12 protein-coding genes are annotated in these 19,039 nt (G+C 45.3%); 10 read left to right on the top strand and 2 right to left on the bottom strand.

Annotated elements, in window-relative coordinates; genetic code table 11:
- The first annotated feature begins 33 nt into the window (after window positions 1–33).
- The 8 genes from QE390_RS07960 to QE390_RS07925 all read left to right on the top strand — a co-directional run bounded on the left by QE390_RS07960 (window position 34) and on the right by QE390_RS07925 (window position 11,516).
- Window positions 34–717, top strand: a complete 684-nt coding sequence (locus QE390_RS07960; protein ID WP_307141735.1) for a ComF family protein — start codon at window positions 34–36, stop codon at window positions 715–717.
- 50 nt (window positions 718–767) lie between these two features.
- Entirely contained in the window at window positions 768–2,522 is a 1,755-nt protein-coding gene (locus tag QE390_RS07955; RefSeq protein WP_307141734.1) for a discoidin domain-containing protein, read from the top strand.
- A gap of 505 nt (window positions 2,523–3,027) precedes the next feature.
- Window positions 3,028–4,149 carry an N-acetylglucosamine-6-phosphate deacetylase gene (gene nagA, locus QE390_RS07950; RefSeq protein WP_307141733.1) on the top strand — a complete coding sequence of 374 codons (1,122 nt, stop codon included), beginning with the start codon at window positions 3,028–3,030 and terminating at the stop codon, window positions 4,147–4,149.
- Window positions 4,150–4,436: 287 nt separating this feature from the next.
- On the top strand, window positions 4,437–5,429 hold the full coding sequence (locus QE390_RS07945) for a ribonucleoside-diphosphate reductase small subunit (RefSeq protein ID WP_307141732.1): 993 nt from the start codon (window positions 4,437–4,439) through the stop codon (window positions 5,427–5,429).
- A 95-nt stretch (window positions 5,430–5,524) separates the two neighbouring features.
- Window positions 5,525–6,097: a pentapeptide repeat-containing protein gene (locus tag QE390_RS07940; RefSeq protein ID WP_307141731.1), complete on the top strand. Its 573-nt coding sequence runs from the start codon at window positions 5,525–5,527 to the stop codon at window positions 6,095–6,097.
- Window positions 6,098–6,507: 410 nt separating this feature from the next.
- Window positions 6,508–7,281, top strand: coding sequence for a prohibitin family protein (locus tag QE390_RS07935; protein WP_157830293.1), 774 nt, complete (start codon window positions 6,508–6,510; stop codon window positions 7,279–7,281).
- A 387-nt stretch (window positions 7,282–7,668) separates the two neighbouring features.
- Window positions 7,669–9,795, top strand: a complete 2,127-nt coding sequence (locus tag QE390_RS07930; protein ID WP_307141730.1) for an alpha-glucuronidase family glycosyl hydrolase — start codon at window positions 7,669–7,671, stop codon at window positions 9,793–9,795.
- A 692-nt stretch (window positions 9,796–10,487) separates the two neighbouring features.
- Window positions 10,488–11,516, top strand: a complete 1,029-nt coding sequence (locus QE390_RS07925) for a hypothetical protein (RefSeq protein ID WP_307141729.1) — start codon at window positions 10,488–10,490, stop codon at window positions 11,514–11,516.
- Between the two features lie 123 nt (window positions 11,517–11,639).
- On the opposite strand, the gene QE390_RS07920 is transcribed toward QE390_RS07925, so the two are convergent.
- Both QE390_RS07920 and QE390_RS07915 read right to left on the bottom strand, forming a co-directional pair.
- Window positions 11,640–12,458: a glycoside hydrolase family 16 protein gene (locus tag QE390_RS07920; protein ID WP_307141728.1), complete on the bottom strand. Its 819-nt coding sequence runs from the start codon at window positions 12,456–12,458 to the stop codon at window positions 11,640–11,642.
- Between the two features lie 67 nt (window positions 12,459–12,525).
- Window positions 12,526–15,423, bottom strand: coding sequence for a PKD domain-containing protein (locus tag QE390_RS07915; RefSeq protein ID WP_307141727.1), 2,898 nt, complete (start codon window positions 15,421–15,423; stop codon window positions 12,526–12,528).
- A 370-nt stretch (window positions 15,424–15,793) separates the two neighbouring features.
- On the opposite strand from QE390_RS07915, the gene QE390_RS07910 reads away from it, so the two are divergent.
- Together QE390_RS07910 and lpdA are read left to right on the top strand one after the other, a co-directional pair.
- The gene (locus QE390_RS07910) at window positions 15,794–16,828 is read left to right on the top strand and encodes a type IX secretion system membrane protein PorP/SprF (RefSeq protein ID WP_106636468.1); all 1,035 of its coding nucleotides are present in this window, start codon (window positions 15,794–15,796) and stop codon (window positions 16,826–16,828) included.
- Between the two features lie 619 nt (window positions 16,829–17,447).
- Window positions 17,448–18,851, top strand: coding sequence for a dihydrolipoyl dehydrogenase (lpdA, locus tag QE390_RS07905; protein ID WP_307141726.1), 1,404 nt, complete (start codon window positions 17,448–17,450; stop codon window positions 18,849–18,851).
- The last annotated feature ends 188 nt before the right edge of the window (window positions 18,852–19,039 follow it).

The following is a 19,039-nucleotide window of genomic DNA, read 5'->3' as shown; positions in this document are numbered from 1 at the left end:
CACAGCGAAGTTAGCCAAAAACTTACCCTAACCATGAAAAGCTACTGGGAGGCCTTCTGGGCCCTTCTTTTTCCGCGTATTTGTCTGAGTTGCCAGCAGGCCCTTGCCGAAGGAGAATACCTTCTTTGCACTACTTGTCACTATAACTTACCCCGCACGCAAAGCTGCCTGACGGGCCACTCGACCATCGAAGAAAAATTTGCCGGAAAGATAAAGATTACCAGTGCCCACGCTTATCTGAAGTTTCAGAAGGGCGGAAAAGTTCAGCATTTGCTTCATCAACTGAAGTATAACAACCAGCCTGAGGTAGGCGAATGGCTGGGGCGGCTATTCGGTTCGGAAATCAAAACCGCCGGGCTTACTGCCGACCTTTTATTACCCGTGCCCCTACACGAAAGTCGACTGCGGCAACGGGGGTATAACCAAAGCGATTCCATCGCCAAAGGCATTTCAGAGGTAACGGGAATCCCGTGGAGAAGTGATGTGCTGCAAAAAGTAAAGGCGACGACCAGTCAAACCAACAAAAGTCGAATGGAGCGTTTTCAGAATGTAGCGAATGCCTTTCAGGTTATTGAAAAAAATGGCATTGAAAATCAACGAATTGCCCTGATTGATGACGTTATTACTACGGGATCAACCCTCGAAACCTGTGCGGAGGTATTGCTTGAACACGGTTGTAAAGAACTTCACATCTGGACGCTTGCAACAGCCCTCTAAAATCCCAATTTTGTACTCCTTTTACGCTAAGCAAACCAGCCATGAATGCTATGAAAACGAGATTCCTGAACGCTTGCCTCGTCATTACTTTACTGCTCATCAGCAGTATTACCTCATTTGCCCAATTAACCTACTGTAACCCCATGGACATTGGGTATCGGTATAATTTTGAGCAGATGAATGAAAAGATTTCCTACCGTTCTGGGGCCGATCCGGTTATTGTCAATCACAAGGGGGAGTATTACCTTTTTGTAACGATTTCCGGGGGTTACTGGCATTCCAAAGACCTTTCCAACTGGAAGTTTATTACTCCTGACAAATGGCCCTTCGAGGATATGTGTGCTCCGGCGGCCCTTTCGGTAAACGATACGCTTTTTCTTTTTCAGTCTACGTTTGAACAACGACCCATTCTTTATTCGGTAGAGCCGGAAAAGGGCAAATTGCAGTTCTACAATCGCTGGTTACCGCGATTACCCAAAGACATTGGTCCCTGGGACCCGGCCATTTTTCACGATGACGATACCGACCGCTGGTTTATGTACTGGGGCTCTTCCAACGTCTATCCCATTTTCGGAGCGGAGCTGGACCATAAACGACGCCTCACCTATGCGGGTCCTTACCAGTCCATGTTCTGGCTCGACCCTTGGAAACACGGTTGGGAACGCTTCGGCCCGAATCACGCCGACCTGATGAAACCTTTCGTGGAAGGAGCGTGGATGACCAAGCATAACAAAAAATATTACCTGCAATACGGAGCTCCAGGCACCGAATATAACGTGTACGCCACCGGCACTTACGTGGGCAAAGACCCGCTTGGCCCCTGGGAATATGCTCCTTATAACCCTATTTCCTACAAACCAGGCGGCTTTATGAACGGAGCCGGACATGGGAATACGTTTCAGGATATTTACGGTAATTACTGGAATACAGGTACGCCCTGGATTGGCGTAAACTGGGGCATGGAACGACGACTGGCGATGTTCCCTGCTGGCTTTGACCAAGACGATCAGATGTATGCGAACACCCGCTTTGGCGATTTTCCGCATTACCTGCCTACAAAAAAATGGCAAAATAAAGACGAGCTTTTTACGGGCTGGATGCTGTTGTCTTATCAGAAACCGGTTACCGCTTCTTCCACAAAAGACACGCTCAGAGCCAGTTTAGTTACCGATGAAAACCCACGAACCTTCTGGGTTGCCCAGCATAACCAACCGGGTGAATGGCTGACGGTCGACCTTCAGCATGAAAGCGAAGTAAAAGCCGTTCAAGTCAATTATACCGATTATGAAAACAATGTATATAATAGCGATTCCACGGTTTATACACAGTTTAAAATTCTGCATTCGAAAGACGGGAAACGCTGGGAAGTAGTCACGGACTTATCCAACGAACCCAGGCGAGATCGGGCCTGTGCGTATGTAGCGTTTTCAAAGCCTGTACGTACGCGTTACATCCGGTACGAACATATCTATACGGCTGGTCCACATCTGGCGATTAGCGATGTTCGGATCTTCGGGAATACGCCCGGAAAAGTGCCTGATACCCCTACCGCATTGAAAGTGGTTCGGCAGAAAGATCAGCGAAATGCGGATATCCGCTGGGAAAAAGTGCCCGGTGCCGTAGGTTATAACATTCGCTGGGGCATTGCTCCCGACAAACTTTACCAAACCTATCAGGTCTGGTCAGATCAGCCATCCTACCTGGAATTAAGGGCATTGAGCGTAGATGTAAATTATTTTTTCGCTATTGAGACTTTTAATGAAACTGGCGTATCTACTCTTAGTACAATACTATCAATCAAATAAGAACTTTTCCCTTTATTTTGTCATATTTATAGATTTATTATCAATTATCAAACACAAAAAACTATACTAATTATCAAGAAAAACTCGTTTATTTACTATTAAATCAGCGAATAGTCAAAACAAATCCATTCGTCTGGCTATTTTGACATTTACCGGGAAAAACATACCATCTATCGAATGGCAAGGTACCTTGTTCAGAAATGGTGTTAATCTTGTTCTATCAAGTTTGAGTTTAACTCACCTCAAAAAACGTTAATTATGATATCCGCTCCTGTCAGCTACATTAACTTTGATTCTACTCAGGTTGCCAGAACAACTAAGAAGATTGCCAAAGCTAAAAAACCCGTCAAATACGATCGGTTAAATACCCTGGTTTGGTTTGTTGCTTTACCTATGGGAGCATTACTGTGGGTTACTTTCATAACCTGGCTAGTTTCTATTATTTTCTAATACTGACACATAAGTCATCAACAATAGTTTTCTTTGAGGCTCAACGTCATACGTTATGAGCCTCTTTGCTTTTAAAAATGCCCGCATCTTTACGGGTTTAGAATTTATCGACCATCAATACCTGCTGACCGATGGTAAAACCATCATAGGTATTCAGGAGAATGCTCCCGAAGGAGCACAAGTAATCGATTGCTCCGATAGCATCATTGCTCCGGGCTTGATTGAACTTCAAGTTTATGGAGGGAAGGGGGCTTTGTTTACCACCGAGCCTACACCAGAAACCATCCAGAAAACCTACGAAGAACACCTCAAGGGCGGTACTACCCATTTTCAGATTACTTACCATACAGGGCCATTAAGCGGAATGCTGGCCGCTATTCAGGCTTGTCGGAGTTATCGACAGCAGGGTGGAGCCGGACTGGTAGGGCTGCATCTGGAAGGGCCTTACTTTAATCCCGTCAAGAAAGGAGCACATTTGCTTTCCTACATCCGAAAAGCGACTATCGCTGAGCTGACAGCATTAGTTGAAGCTGCGGATGATTTACCCCTTTACCTGACTCTTGCTCCCGAAGAAGCCGACCCTGAAGTGCTGGAATGGTTGCTGTCCAGTCCCATTCTTCTCTCCGCCGGGCATTCAAACGCGACGTATACCGAAGCCATCCAGGCCTTTGATCGGGGCATTGGACTAGTTACTCATTTATTTAATGCCATGTCGCCTTTCAACAGCCGCGAGCCGGGACTACTGGGAGCTACGCTGGATTCGTCGGTTCGGGCCAGTATCATCGCCGACGGTATTCATGTAGACTTTGCCAGCGTTCGAATTGCCAAGAAAATGATGGGAGATCGGCTCTTCCTCATTACCGATGCCGTCACTGAAGACACCCGTGGCGAATACAGATTCACGATCAACCCAGAACGCAGACGTTTTGAAGATGAAAACGGTACTTTATCCGGCTCTTCGCTGACGCTTATTGAAGCGGTGAAGAATTGCGTTAATGAGGTTGGCATTCCACTGGAGGAAGCTTTGCGAATGGCCTCGCTTTACCCCGCTCAAATCATTGGAAAAGATCATACGCTGGGCCGACTCGGGGCAGGTTACGAGGCCAGTTTCATCCTCTTTGATCAAAATTTTCAAATGAAGGGCTACCATACGGAGGGAAAGTTCACTCGCATTTAAAATTTATCAAAGGTTATTTTGGCTTAAATGCCACGCCTGACGGATGTTATAAAAAGGTTCCCTAAAAGCCCGTTTTCTTCTTTCAAAAAATTCCTTGTATCACCCGTCGAAACGCTTAATTTTGTTGAAGTACCCTCTCAAAATTAAAGAGAGTAAAAGAAAACGGCCCCGGTCGGGCCGTTTTTATTGCCCTATATTCGAATTTGGTTTTCAGCTAGTTACCCCTTCTTTGGGGCAGCAGGCACGGAGTCCCACTTTAAATCATAACCAAAAAATTATAATCCGTTATGGCTCAGGAGCACATTGGAAATGAACCGCTATTGATAGAAGATCCGATGCGATTTGTTCTCTTTCCCATCAAGCATCACGACATCTGGGAAATGTACAAAAAGCACGAAGCCTCTTTCTGGACAGCCGAGGAGATTGACCTGGGCCAGGATCTGAAAGACTGGGAAAATCTCAACGATGGCGAACGCCACTTTATCTCGCACGTACTGGCATTTTTCGCCGCTTCAGATGGTATCGTGAACGAAAACCTGGCCGTGAACTTCCTTAGTGAAGTGCAATACGCCGAAGCCAAATGCTTCTACGGTTTTCAGGTAATGATGGAAAATATTCACTCAGAAACCTATTCTCTTCTGATTGACACGTATATCAAAAATCCCGTTGAAAAAGACCGGATGTTGCGGGCAATTGATACGATTGAATGTGTGCAGAAAAAAGCCGAATGGGCTCTGCGTTGGATCGATAGCGACAACTTCGCCGAACGTCTGATCGCTTTTGCGGCCGTAGAAGGTATTTTCTTCTCTGGTTCGTTCTGCTCGATCTTCTGGCTGAAAAAACGGGGTCTGATGCCCGGTCTGTCGTTTTCAAACGAGCTGATTTCCCGCGATGAAGGACTGCACTGTGATTTTGCTTGTATGCTGTACACTAGCCACATCGTAAACAAACTGCCGAAAGAGCGAGTGTATCAGATCATTCTGGATGCCGTTGCCATTGAAAAAGAATTCGTAACGGACGCTCTGCCCGTTTCTCTGATCGGTATGAATGCCGTTCTGATGAGTCAATACATCGAATTCGTTGCTGACCGTCTCTTAGTGTCCCTCGGTTTGGAGAAACAGTTCAACGCTACGAACCCATTTGATTTCATGGAAATGATTTCGCTGCAAGGCAAAACCAACTTCTTTGAAAAACGCGTGGGTGAATATCAGAAAGCCGGCGTTATGGCTAACCAGCAGGAAAAAGACGCTAACAAATTTGCGTTAGACGAAGATTTCTAGGACACCCTCCTGCTCTATACTAAAACCCGCGGCAATGAGCTGCGGGTTTTTTATGGGATCACTATGAAGCGAAGCTTCAAAATTTTTTTTTGAAAATGGACTTAGATTTTTATCAGGACGAGATTTTTGATAAAGTGAGTTACTCGGGGGAGCAAATTCGCCATAAAGAGTTCGAAAACTGTGTTTTTAAGCAATGCAATTTTTCTGAGAGTAACTTTTCATCCAATCGCTTTACGGATTGTACCTTTGTAAGTTGTAACATGGCTATGTTACCGCTTAACCGTTCCGTACTAAACAACGTTACCTTCAATGATTGTAAGTTAATTGGGGTGCACTTCAACACCTGCGAAAATGGATTTTTTAGCGTAAGTTTTAAAAAGTGTAAGTTAGACTTTAGCCTTTTTACTAATAAAAAAATGATAAAGACACTCTTTGATGATTGTTCATTGAAAAGTGTAGATTTTTCATCGTGCGTATTAACGGGTAGTAACTTCCAGCATTGTAATCTGGAAAACGCCGTTTTTTCACAAACCAAACTGGATCAGGTTAACTTTTTAACCGCTTATAATTATACCATTGATCCCGAAAATAATTTGATTAAAAAAGCTAGATTTTCTACGGAAGGTCTGGTAGGATTGCTGCGTAAATATGATCTGAAAATTGGTTAAGTTTTTTACTCTGACGTCCTGTTTTTCTACTTGAGGACATCAACATTTATTATATATGCAATAACTATTTCATTTTTAGTATACTATTCTATCTCATCCCATCTATTTACCGAACAGATTCTTTCTTTTTACATTCATCACAATAGTTCCTCTGCTCTTTTAGTCCCGATGTATATTTGCATAAACTTCTATAAACCAAGTTGATAGAGGCAACATCATATGGACAGGAAAACCTATTTACTTATCTTAGCACCCCTTATCATCGCGTTAGACCTATACGCAATTACCTGGATTTTTGAATGGCTTTCTAAAGCGTCCAACGCTTTCGTTTTGCTCGGAATTATTGGATTCAGTGGTTTATTACTTATCAATTATTTACTTTTTAAATTCACCTTAACCTTTTTAAAATCGTGAAAAAATTTACCTTAATCATTGCCGCTCTTTTTAGTTTATTCCTATACTCCTGTACCCGCATTGATGCCGGACATGAAGGGATTCGGGTCAAACAATATGGGTCCGATAAAGGGGTACAAGATGTGGTATTAGTAACAGGTCGAGTTTGGTATAATCCTTTTACAGAGGATGTGTATCAATCGCCTTTGTACATGCAAACGGCGGATTACGAAGCATTTACCGTTAACGCAAAAGATGGTAGTGTTTTTACCGTAGATCCTACGATTTCTTTCCGCGTTCAGGCCGGAAAAAGTCCGCATATTTTTACCAAGTATCGAAAAGATATTCCTGAAATTACGAAGACCACTTTACTTAATTATGTGAAAGATGCCTTCCGTATTCAGATGAATAAATACACGACGGATGAGCTAATTTCCAACCGTCAACAATTCGAAAATGACGTACAACATACGCTCGATTCTTCCTTTAAAGCCGACGGTTTTTTACTGGAGCAATTGACCAGTGGCCTGGGTTACCCCGAGAGTATAGTTAGAGCAATTAATGCTAAAAACGAAGCTGTTCAGCAGGCGATGCAGGTGGAAAACGAGTTACGCGTAGCCGAAGCTCAGGCTCGGAAGAAGATCGTAGAAGCCGAGGCAGATGCCAAAGCCAATGAATTGCGTCAACGTACCTTATCTCCTCTATTGATTCAGCAGCAGTTTATTGAAAAATGGGACGGTAAGACGCCTTTATACGGGAACTCGCCTACCTTTTTCAAAAATGTTCAATAGGTCTTGTATCTGGTTGATAGTTATTGGTTGGTAGTTTTTTGTTTACAACGGTATTTAGTGTAAGAGATTGTAGTTGCTGGCTAATAGGTTTTCCCTTCCGCTGCCAGCTTTTTCGCTGGCAGCAAGCCATTTCTATTCTGCCTTTTAATTGTCCAAGCCCAAAAATTATGCTGCCAGCGAAAAGCTGGCCGGGCCGGGCCACGCTAGCAGCAGCGTTTAATGGATTATCCCAATCTGAACCCTGCTCGTAGCTGTCATCACTAGTTGAGCGTTGGTCATTCTCTAGTTCATCTCTTCCTGATTGGATTTACGATGAATAATAAGTCGAACAGTCGTTATAAAAGCCAAAAAAATCATTCTTTTGTATTATCCAATCAAAGACTGATCATGGCATTTTTCTTTCGTTTTCGTAAGTCTATTGCTTTTCAAAGATTCTCGCAGGCTTTATTCGTTACGCTTCTACTTTTTGTCACCCACGCACGAGCAGATGATGGCTATCGCTTATGGTTAAAATATGATCGTTTGAGTAAGGTTCAACCTATTCTCAACCATCTTCAAAGTATTACCATTCCCAATGATTCGCCGACGATGAAAGTGGCGGCGAAAGAATTACAAACCGCCATTAAGGGGTTAACCGGAAAAACCCTGGCCATTCAAAAGACTACTAATGCAGGAAGTATTCTCCTAAAGATCAATCCCGCTGAGCTTGTCAATGCGGAGGGTTATCACCTTTCGCAATCCTCGAAAAACCTTATCATTTCGGCTAAAACAGAAACGGGGTTACTCTATGGAACCTTTGCTTTGTTACGGGAAATTCAGACGTTACAGCCGTTAGAAAAATTGAATGTTACCAGCAGTCCGAAAGTTCAGTATCGACTTTTAAACCATTGGGATAATAACAACGGCACTATTGAGCGGGGGTATGCCGGGTCTACACTCTGGCACTGGTTTGACTTACCCGACGTGATCGACCCGCGTTACCATGATTACGCCCGGGCGAATGCTTCGATTGGTATTAACGGAACCGTTCTGAACAATGTGAATGCCAGTGCCCGCTTTCTTACGCCGGAATACCTCAAAAAGGTAGCTGCTCTGGCCGACGTTTTTCGTCCGTATGGTATTAAGGTGTACCTATCCGTGTTTTTTGCAGCTCCGAAAACGCTTGGTGGACTTAAAACCTCTGATCCACTCGATCCGGAAGTGAAGCGTTGGTGGGCCGAAAAAACGAAAGAAATTTATACGCTGATTCCTGATTTCGGTGGTTATCTGGTAAAGGCGAACTCCGAAGGTGAGCCCGGCCCACAGGATTATGACCGTACCCACGCCGACGGTGCCCGGATGTTATCTGAAGCTTTAGCTCCTTATCCTCAAGGAATTGTTATGTGGCGTTCGTTTGTCTATAAAGCTGATCCCAACGGGGATCGATTCAAGGCAGGGTATGAAGAATTCAAGCCGCTGGACGGAAAATTTGATTCAAATGTACTGGTTCAGGTCAAAAATGGACCAATTGATTTTCAGCCCCGCGAGCCCTTTCATCCGCTTTTCGGGGCCATGCCCCAAACCCCTCTGATGATGGAATTTCAGCTTACTCAGGAATACCTGGGTTTTGCTACCCATCTGGCTTATATGGCTCCTCTGTTCAAGGAATGTCTGGATTCGGATACCTATGCGAAGGGTAAGGGTTCTACAGTTGCTAAAGTTATTGATGGCTCGGTACACGGTTATCAGAAAACGGGCATGGCGGGCGTCGCTAATACAGGGTCTGATCGTAACTGGACGGGCCATCCGATGGGGCAGGCTAACTGGTATGCCTTTGGTCGTCTGGCTTGGGATTATACGCTTTCCTCGGAAAAAATCGCCGAAGAATGGATTCGTATGACGCTTACGAATGATACCAAAGCGGTTGCGACTATTCAGAACATGCTAGTCAATTCCCGCGAAACGCTGGTGAATTACATGACGCCGCTGGGCTTGCATCACATCATGGGTAATAACCTGCATTATGGGCCCAACCCCTGGCTTGCTAAAAACGTCCGGCCCGACTGGACTTCCGTGTATTACCACAAAGCCGATGAAAATGGTATTGGCTTTGATCGTACTGAATCGGGCAGTAAAGCCCTGCATTTGTATGCTCCTGAAGTGCAGAAACAATGGGATGCCCCTTCCTGCCCACCTGAATATTTACTCTGGTTTCATCACGTACCCTGGACGCATCCCATGCCTTCGGGAAGGATTCTTTGGGATGAACTTTGCCACCGCTATTACGCAGGTGTAGCCGGAGTAACTCGGATGCAACAACAATGGGAGGGCGTTAAAAATCAGATTGATCCTGAGATTTTTGAGAATGTAAAAGGGAAACTCAGCATTCAGCACCGCGAAGCCCTTTGGTGGCGGGATGCTTGCGTATTATACTTCCAGACCCTCTCCAAACGACCTATTCCCGAAGGTTTGGAAAAACCTACCCGGACCTTGGAAGAGGTAAAACAACTGGTGGATGTATATCAGATTCGGTAAGTTATTCTACTATAATTGGTCCAATGAATTCGATCGTCTTACTCACTTCTGATTTATAGTAATCACATCACTAATAAAAGTACTTATCTCATGGAATCGCTTTTCCTGCCTCTACTGAAGTGTAGGGGTAAAGCAATTGCTGTATTCAGACCTATTGCTCTCATGATTGGCTGAATATTCAATAGCCATCCTTGATCAGGGGAGCGTTTCAAGAAAAGGGAAATCAATAAAGTGTTTAGGGAAATCTGTAAACTCTATGTTTTGAAACGCCTTATATAATCGATCTAATTCAGCCGTAGAAAGGGTTACACTGTATCTTTCAATGCCCCCTGCAATAGCTGACTATCTGAGTTATACTCACTAAAATCTGAGGAAATTAAAAGCTAAAATCATCTGGTCTTTTTTCAGGAGACGGATTTGAACAGCTACCTATTACCAATGATAAGGATAGAGCAGTAAACCAGGTTTTAAGAGCATTCCAATTTTTTATTAGCTCGTATTTCCAAACTTCTAAAAAGCGTTCGGGAAGTTCTACTACCCAAACGTCTCTTGTAAAGGGTAGGTAACAAATCACACATAAAGGGGCTTTTGCTAAGCAAAATGTAACGTTAATAAATAATTGGTATGAAATTTTAGTTTAAGCACCTACTCACTCTGATTGAGTAAAATAAAACTTAAACTATTCAACTTTTATGGAACGTGAAATTGTATACGCCAAGTCATTAGCACCCGTTAAACGGATTTCCTGGAGTGCTGTATTTGCTGGGGTTTTGATTGCAGTAGTCTCTCAATTGTTATTAAGTCTACTAGGGTTAGGGATCGGCCTTTCTACGATTGATCCCGTGGAAGAACAGAATCCTACCGCCGGACTGGGCATCGGAACGGCAATCTGGTATATCATCAGCAGCCTGCTTTCCTTACTGGCCGGAGGATGGGTGGCAGGTCGGCTGGCAAGTACTCCCCGCTTGTTTGACGGTATTATTCACGGTGTGCTAACCTGGAGTCTGATGACGCTTCTGACCATCTATTTTCTAACCACTACGGTTGGTAGCCTGATTGGGGGAGCCAGTCGGCTCGTAGGGGGCATTGTTCGCACGGCGGGTTCAGCTGCTGGTTCGGTAGCCTCCGCAGCAGGTCCTCAGTTGGGAGAAGCAGTCAAAGGAACCCTAGCTGAAAATGGAATTAATATCAACGATCTGGACCTCAAAGATCTGCGTAGCGAAGTAAATACCCTTTTACGTCAGACTGGAAATCCAGCTCTGAATCCTAATACGCTGGAACGTAAAGCAGATCAGGCTGGTAAAGATCTTAAGGCCTCTGCTGGTCAGGCGGCTGAAAATCCGCAAGCTACCGACGATATTGCTAATGGTTTATTTGATCGTCTGTTCCGTCAGGGTCAGGCTACGGTTAATCAGGTAGATCGCGAAGATGCCGTTAACGTCGTTATGAAACGCACTAACAAAAGCCGGGCAGAATCTGAGCAGATTGTGGATAACTGGATTAACACCTACAAACAGGCCGCGGCTAAATTTGAGCAAACGAAACGTGAGACCGCAGAAAAAGCCCGCGAGGCTGCGGATAAGGCTGCTTCAGCCGCTTCCAAAGGAGCCATCATGGGCTTCTTCGGATTACTGGTTGGTATTGTTGCCGCTGGGTATGGAGCTAAACTGGGCACTACCTCTAAGGCTAACCTGAATGCTTATGATGTACCCGTGCAGTAGTTTTTTACATGCCTGATTTTCCTGACCAAATTCGTTTGGATAATCACAGGCTTTTAGTAATCAATAAGTTAGAAGGCCGGATAGGTTGCAAAGCAATCTCTATCTGGCCTTCTAACTTATTGATTATTTTCCTCTCTGATATACCCGCACGTAATCAATTTCGTAACGGGCAGGGAATTTGCTGGCACTTGGATCGCCACCGTTATCGCCACCCAGAGCGAGGTTAACTAACACATAATGCGGTTGGTGGAATGGATTAGAGCCGTCAGCATTCAACGTCTTACTTAATTCCGTGGTGTTTAGTAACTGATCATCCACGTATAAACGAATCTCTTTTTCGTCCCAATCCATTCGCCAGACGTGAAATTTATCGGCCCATTCGGGGTCATTAAACGTCGACAAGGGTGTTTTTACGGTATTCCATTTTGCTTTATATGCCTGGTCAGTGCCCCAGGCGGTATTAGCCAAAATTGTGTTCTGGTAATACTCCATGATGTCAATTTCACCGTTGGAAGGCCACTGACCCTTTATGCCCAGCGTCCAGAAGGCAGGCCACATGCCGGGCTGAACGTTGAGCTTCGCCCGCATTTCAAAACGACCGTATTGCCACGCGTGTAAATCTCTGGTTAACAGACTTGAAGAGGTATAATCAATTGTCTTACGACTCTTCCGCCAGTCCATACTTCCTTCCTCATAAAGCGGATTAGGCCGGGATTCTTTTCGGGCTTCTATGATTAAGAAACCATTTTCACAGCGAGCATTTTCCGATTGATACCATTGCAATTCTCCATTGCGGACAAACCCTTTTTCGAAAGTCCAGTTTTTCGGATTGGGCTCACCATTGGTATTGAATTCATCAGCCCAGACGAGTTTATATTTTTGGGGAGGGTGAAAGGAGAGGCACGTAATAACGCTGCCAAGTAACAAAAAGGGGCGAATCATAGAATTGAGGTTAACAGGATAGTAAAGATAAAGCTGCTGGTCTTCAGACGAGCAGCCTTGAAAATACTTATTTAGCAATTAATACCGCCCCTCGCTTCGTTTCGACGCCGCGTTCCGGGAAATACGTGCTTCGATACTGAACGGTCCAGGCATACGTCTGTGGCGGGAATGTCCGGCCTTTATAGGTGCCGTCCCACATTTCGTTACGATTGGTGGTGCGGAAAATCAGTTCACCCCAACGGTCATACACCCGGAATTCGTAATCCTGATCGGAAATATGATTGGTAATGACCTGTAACTGATCGTTCTGACCGTCACCATTGGGCGAGAAGGCATCCGGGACAAAGATTTGGGGTTCACACAAATCTATTACTTTGATCGCATGAGCTTCCGTGCACCCGTCGCTAGTGCTGATTTCAACGGTATAAACGCCGACTCGGTTGACCGTAATGGTTCGCGTGGATTCATTCCCCGGTAGCCATCGATACTGGTAATTCATGTTGTTCCCCGCACTCAGCATAATCGACTGATTATTAGGCTGACAAAGGGAAGCCTCCGGCTGAACGGTGACGTTTGGAAGAGGTAATAAATCCACGCGTACGGTATCGGTAACTTCGCAGGTAATGCCATTTGTTCGGGGAATCATTACCACTACAGAATAATTACCAGCCTGCGTTACGTCTATTACCTGCGTATTCTGACCCGTATTCCATAGATACGATGCTCCTCCTGGCAGAGCATCCAGTTGAAGGGTATCATTCGTACACAGCTTTTTATCGGGGCCTAAGCTATATAACGGCGGTCGTTCGAGGATGACATTAATCGTATCCAGCGAATAACAATCGCCAATTAATACCCCCACTACATAACGTCCTGATGAATCGATCTGAATTTTGGAAGCCGTACTATCGACAGCTAATTGCCGACCATTTCTGAACCACAAATATTTGCTATTCGGGTAGGGGTTTTTGCTATCTAGCGTTACCGTCCGTGAACATACATTCAGATCCTGACCAAGGTTTGCAATGGGCTGTGGGTTGACCTTGACCTGCTGAGTCATCGTTGTATCCTTACAATCATTATACTGCCTTAACGTAACCGTATACGTTCCCGGAGCCGCGTATAAGTGCGTCTCGGACTGCTTGGTTCCCTTGGCCGAACCATCCCCAAAATCCCACTCATATTTATCTTTCAATGGATCACAGATGGCCCCTGTGGTTAATTCCACGGGTTCTCCAAAGCAGACATCTTCGGCACTAATACCCGGCCCCGACGGAGGCTCAATAATACTCTGAACGAAGTTGGGTAAACCTAGTTGACTCCGTTTTCCGGCCAGATAAAAACCATCCAGTTGAAAATCTACTTTCGTTGAATCGCCGCTGGAAGGGGTAATGACTCCGAGGTATTCGCTGTCTTTGATAGCCATGTAAATCTTGCCATCGGGAGCGTATTGCAAGGCTCCAAACTCTTTCTCAGAACGAGCTACCTCAATGCGGGTAGAAGCAATGGTGGTTGAGTCCGCTCCAGTGAGGTCATATTGGTACAAAACAGATTCTGTGCTGTCATTCCCTCGCAAACTGACATAAACTTTTTTGCCATCCGGGGAGAATTCCAACCCATAGGCAGAGGGCGGAGCCGGCCCTAAATCGAGCGTAATGGGTGGGGGAGTAATGGCTCCGGTAGAATCATTGAAGTTATAAATCTCGACGTAATTCCGGGCGGGGCCGGGAATAACTACGCCCATTTTCCCGCCTGAAGTAGCAAATTTAATCTGGCCTTCCCCCTGGTATTTAGTGGTATGGGGAAGCCCAATCGAAGGAGAATTCGCATCTTCCAGCCCGCTCTTGGTCAGACGTTTGAGAATAAATTTACTGGTTCCGTTTTCGTGACTTAATACCCAGTACGATGAATCAGCCGGGTTTTGAATCGAGGTTAAACGCTCGCTGACATTACATTCACCCGTCTGGTTATTTTTATCGAGAATAATTCCTTTCCCGCCATTTCCCCGCATATCTACCCGGGTGTATTCCAGACATCGAATGGAATCGTTTACATCGCGGGTGGTAAACACATAATAAATGGTTTCACATCCTCGACAACTCGGCTGAGGAACAATCAGAGCGGCCTGCGTAGAACCTCGACTCCCGTTCAAACTAGTAGTATCCGAAGGGTCACGGGAGGGCATGGGGTTACCCTCGGCATCATAAATCGTTATTCCGTCCGTATAAAAAAGTAAATCACCTTTTCGATTGGAAATAGACGAGGTTCCTTCCGGCGTATTGATTTTTCCATCCGTTATAGCCGAAGGCTGTCCTCCTTCAAAATTGATACCCGCGTTAGATCCGAAGTACCATTTCGAGGCCTGCTGATCCGACTCGCCGCATATTTTGACATTAATACGATCCGTTACGGTGCAACTATCGGCATTCATTACTTCGACTGAGTAACATCCTTTTTCCGTTACCGTAATGGTTCGGGTAGTATCACCCGTTGGGTACCATAGATACTTAACTGTCCCTTCCGCAGGAGGGGTTCCCTGAAAAGATTTGGAATCATAAGGGTCTAGAACCAGTGGGTTATCCTTACAAATGGTCGTATCTTCTTTTCCCTGAAAAAACTCGAAAGCAGGTGGTAAAGCCGAAATTCGGATGGTAGTGTCTTTAGAATAAGTACCGCCTGCCCTTAAATTTCCAGTAACCTTAACATTGTACGAACCTGGTTGCAGGTACAGGTGAGCCGGTTTTGCTTTCGTTGACCTATTGGCCTGCGGATCGGGAGAATTGGGATCTTGAAACGTCCAGTTCCAGCTAGAAGCCGTAACGCCAGTAAGCTCAAACCGGGTAGAGTCGCCATTACAACCCTGCTCAGGCTCGCATTTTCGCCCGGTTACCTTAATGGTCTGGGCTTCGGCAATTCCCCAACAGGCCATCCAGAAAAGTAATGTAAAATATATCTTTCGAATCATACCCGATGAAGCTTTTTATACGTTTTAGACGACGTAGGTCGGGGAAAGTCTCTGGGCTGGATTGGATTCAGAGGCAAACACCAGACTACTACGCTGAGTTATTCACTGTTACTGGCGGTAATCCCTCGCTAAGACACCGTTTAAACATGGGTAGTTCGAACGTTCGTGAATTAAGAAGGAGCAATTTCCTGAAAATTAACGGAAACTTGGGCTACAAATTTTGTGAAGGTTTGTGCAACTTGCTGAACTTTTGCAAAAACCCCGGCGGAACGAATATATTTCTAAAAAATGCGTTCACAAGAATGTCATGATTGATCGGAGTTGTTGAATGAATCGTTAATCCAATGCATCCGATTTCTGGTTGTCTGCCATGCTAAAACATTTATTTCTTTTCGCTGCCTTGTTGTGCATGGGCCTTGACCTTCGGGCTCAGGATCCGCAGCTTTCGCAGTTTTATGCCGCTCCGCTTTATCTGAATCCAGCCTTTGCGGGCTCGGCTCTGGCTACCAGAGCTACGCTTAACTACCGCAACCAATGGCCTGCTCTTAATGCTAATTACGTCACAACCATTGCCAGCGTTGACACGTACATCGATAAAATTAATTCGGGTCTGGGTTTTATGGTCATGAACGACGCTCAGTTCAGTAACCTTCGCACGCTGGATGTGGGTTTGCAGTATTCCTACCAAGCCCGTCTGAGCGAGGAGGTTCGACTAAGGGCAGGGATTCAGGCTTCTTACGTGAATCGGAGTGTAAATTATTATGATCTGGTTTTTAACTACGACGTAACCAGCCCCGGAAATGTCACGCCCATTTATAATGATCCCGTCGTTGATGCGGGTCCACGCATCAATTACCTTGATTTTTCGGGTGGTTTGTTAGCCTATTCCGACCGATTCTGGGGAGGCATTTCAGTGCATCACCTCAACCGTCCGGATCAATCTTTCTCGGCCAATCCCGAGCGATTACCCATGAAAATTAGTCTGCAAGGAGGTTTCAAAATTCCTTTGATGGGCTGGGAGTTAGGAAATGGCCTCGGGGCCGATATGGGGCGTGAACGAAGTCTTTCACCGGCTATTCTTTATAAAAAACAGGGAAAATTTGATCAGTTGGATGTAGGACTTTACATGACTTACGACCCGCTGACGCTGGGCATCTGGTACCGCGGCATTCCCATTAAACAGTACGATCGGGGACTGAATAACCACGATGCTTTGGTTTTTCTGGTGGGATATCGACAGGATAATTTCTCCATCGGTTACAGCTACGACGCTACTATTTCAACACTGAGTATGGCCTCAGGCGGGGCTCATGAGCTATCTATTTCCTACACACTCGAGGCTTTGTTTGATCCAAAGCCCTTTCCGCGAAAACGTAAAAAAGAACTGGCCTGTCCGAAGTTTTAGTTTTCCCCGGGTTGCACCCGGGGCTATCCATATTCAACTCCTCCGGGGTTAGATCCATTTCTTTTTTCAACCCCAGCGGGGTTAAACTTTTTAATAGCCCCGGATGACAATCCGGGGGAGACCCAATATTTGATTTTCTTCCCCATTTTCCCCGGGTTGCACCCGGGGCTATTCGTGTTCAACCCCTCCGGGGTTAGAGTCATTTCTTTTTCAACCCCAGCGGGGTTAAACTTTTAATAGCCCCGGATGATAATCCGGGGAGGAAACCCAATATTTGATTTTCTCCCCATTTCCCCGGGTTGCACCCTGGGCCACCCATATTTAACCCCTCCGGGGTTAGAGTTATGCCTTTTTCAACCCCAGTAGGGTCAAACTTTTAAAGTCTCCTCGGATAACACTTTAAAAGCAGTCAACTACGTATTTTAAGGAAACCTTTTTGTACTCGTTACTTGTTGACTTTCTGTGCGTTAAATAGGGTGTATTACCCCGGAAATTCCTCTATTTAATGAACATAACCTACCTCTAATTGGAAACTTCAAACCGGAAGTTCTCTTTCCAGCGGGTTTTCTTCTATTTTTGTGTGGCTTCGGCCCAAACCATTTAAAAAGATTTCGCAACAATGGCTCAACAGTATGATTTGATCGTAGTAGGAAGCGGCCCCGGTGGTTATCCTACTGCCATACGTGCTTCCCAGCTGGGCATGAAAGTCGCAATTGTCGAGAAAGAAAGCCTCGGAGGTATCTGCCTCAACTGGGGATGTATTCCGACGAAAGCCCTTTTAAAATCAGCTCAGGTTTTTGAATATATCAAACACGCTAAGGATTACGGTATTACTATCCAGGATGGTGCTTATAACGCTGATTTCAGTGCCGTCATTGGCCGTTCACGCGGTGTAGCTACCTCCATGAGCAAAGGCGTAGCTTTCCTGATGAAGAAGAATAAAATCGACGTCATCATGGGTTACGGTAAAGTAAAAGCGAATAAAACCGTTGAAGTAACCGCAGCTGACGGTGCAAAAACGGATTACACGGCAACCAAAGGTGTAGTGATCGCTACGGGTGGCCGGGCTCGCGAATTGCCCAATATCAAAATCGATGGCGAGAAGGTAATTGAATACCGCAAAGCCATGTCGCTCGAAAAGCAACCCAAGTCGCTGTTAGTGATTGGTTCAGGTGCTATCGGCGTAGAGTTTGCTTATGTATATGCCAGCATGGGTACGAAAGTAACCATCGTAGAGTTCATGCCGAACGTAGTTCCCGTAGAGGATGAGGACGTTTCGAAAGAACTGGCCAAACAATACAAAAAATTAGGCATCGACATTTACACGAACTCTTCTGTTGAATCAGTAGATACGAGTGGTGAAGGCTGCAAAGTGAAAGTAAAAACTCCAGATGGAGAAAAAAGCTTTGACGTAGACGTAGTACTGTCCGCAGCAGGTGTGGTTGCCAACATCGAAAACATTGGTCTGGAAGACGTAGGTATCGCTACTGACCGTGGCAAGATCGTGGTTAATCAGTGGTATGAAACTAACGTTCCTGGATTCTATGCCATTGGTGATTGCGTACCTGGCCAGGCTTTAGCTCACGTAGCTACGGCTGAGGGTATCATCTGTGCCGAGCATATCGCAGGCCATCATACCGAAGCTCTGGATTACGGTAACATTCCCGGCTGTACGTACTGCTCTCCTGAAATCGCCTCGGTCGGCTTGACTGAGAAAAAAGCGAAAGAAATGGGCTACGACGTGAAAGTGGGTAAATTCCCCTTCGCTGCTTCTGGTAAAGCTACGGCAGCTGGAGCTCGTGATGGTTTCGTGAAAGTAATCTACGACGCGAAATACGGCGAGTGGTTAGGAGCTCACATGATCGGTTTCAACGTTACGGAAATGATCGCTGAAGTAGTAGCGGCCCGTAAACTGGAAACGACGGCTCACGAAATCCTGCGTACCGTTCACCCTCACCCAACCATGTCTGAGGCCGTGAAAGGTGCTACGGAAGCTGCGTACGGCGAAGCAATCGACTTATAAGATTCTTTTTCGTTCCTAAAAACTCCCTTTCAGAGGCTTCTTTGAAAGGGAGTTTTTTTGTATCTCCTCCATCTTTTTCCTTTCCATCTATTTGATATAGCTATTAATAGACGCAATCCACCGCTTCTACATATTGAATAGAAAACTATAGGATAAACCGGAACTTTCTGTTGCCTGAAATTGTGATA

Origin of the sequence: Siphonobacter sp. SORGH_AS_1065 (assembly GCF_030818595.1) — a bacterium.
Classification (GTDB): Bacteria; Bacteroidota; Bacteroidia; order Cytophagales; family Spirosomataceae; genus Siphonobacter.
The sequence above is the reverse complement of the archived record's forward strand: the minus strand, read 5'-3'. Positions and strand labels throughout refer to the sequence as shown.

Coding starts and splice junctions, on each gene's coding strand:
- QE390_RS07960 (WP_307141735.1), top strand. CDS start 34: ATGAAAAGCTACTGGGAGGCCTTCTGGGCCCTTCTTTTTCCGCGTATT.
- QE390_RS07955 (WP_307141734.1), top strand. CDS start 768: ATGAAAACGAGATTCCTGAACGCTTGCCTCGTCATTACTTTACTGCTC.
- nagA (WP_307141733.1), top strand. CDS start 3,028: ATGAGCCTCTTTGCTTTTAAAAATGCCCGCATCTTTACGGGTTTAGAA.
- QE390_RS07945 (WP_307141732.1), top strand. CDS start 4,437: ATGGCTCAGGAGCACATTGGAAATGAACCGCTATTGATAGAAGATCCG.
- QE390_RS07940 (WP_307141731.1), top strand. CDS start 5,525: ATGGACTTAGATTTTTATCAGGACGAGATTTTTGATAAAGTGAGTTAC.
- QE390_RS07930 (WP_307141730.1), top strand. CDS start 7,669: ATGGCATTTTTCTTTCGTTTTCGTAAGTCTATTGCTTTTCAAAGATTC.
- QE390_RS07925 (WP_307141729.1), top strand. CDS start 10,488: ATGGAACGTGAAATTGTATACGCCAAGTCATTAGCACCCGTTAAACGG.
- QE390_RS07920 (WP_307141728.1), bottom strand. CDS start 12,458: ATGATTCGCCCCTTTTTGTTACTTGGCAGCGTTATTACGTGCCTCTCC.
- QE390_RS07915 (WP_307141727.1), bottom strand. CDS start 15,423: ATGATTCGAAAGATATATTTTACATTACTTTTCTGGATGGCCTGTTGG.
- QE390_RS07910 (WP_106636468.1), top strand. CDS start 15,794: ATGCTAAAACATTTATTTCTTTTCGCTGCCTTGTTGTGCATGGGCCTT.
- lpdA (WP_307141726.1), top strand. CDS start 17,448: ATGGCTCAACAGTATGATTTGATCGTAGTAGGAAGCGGCCCCGGTGGT.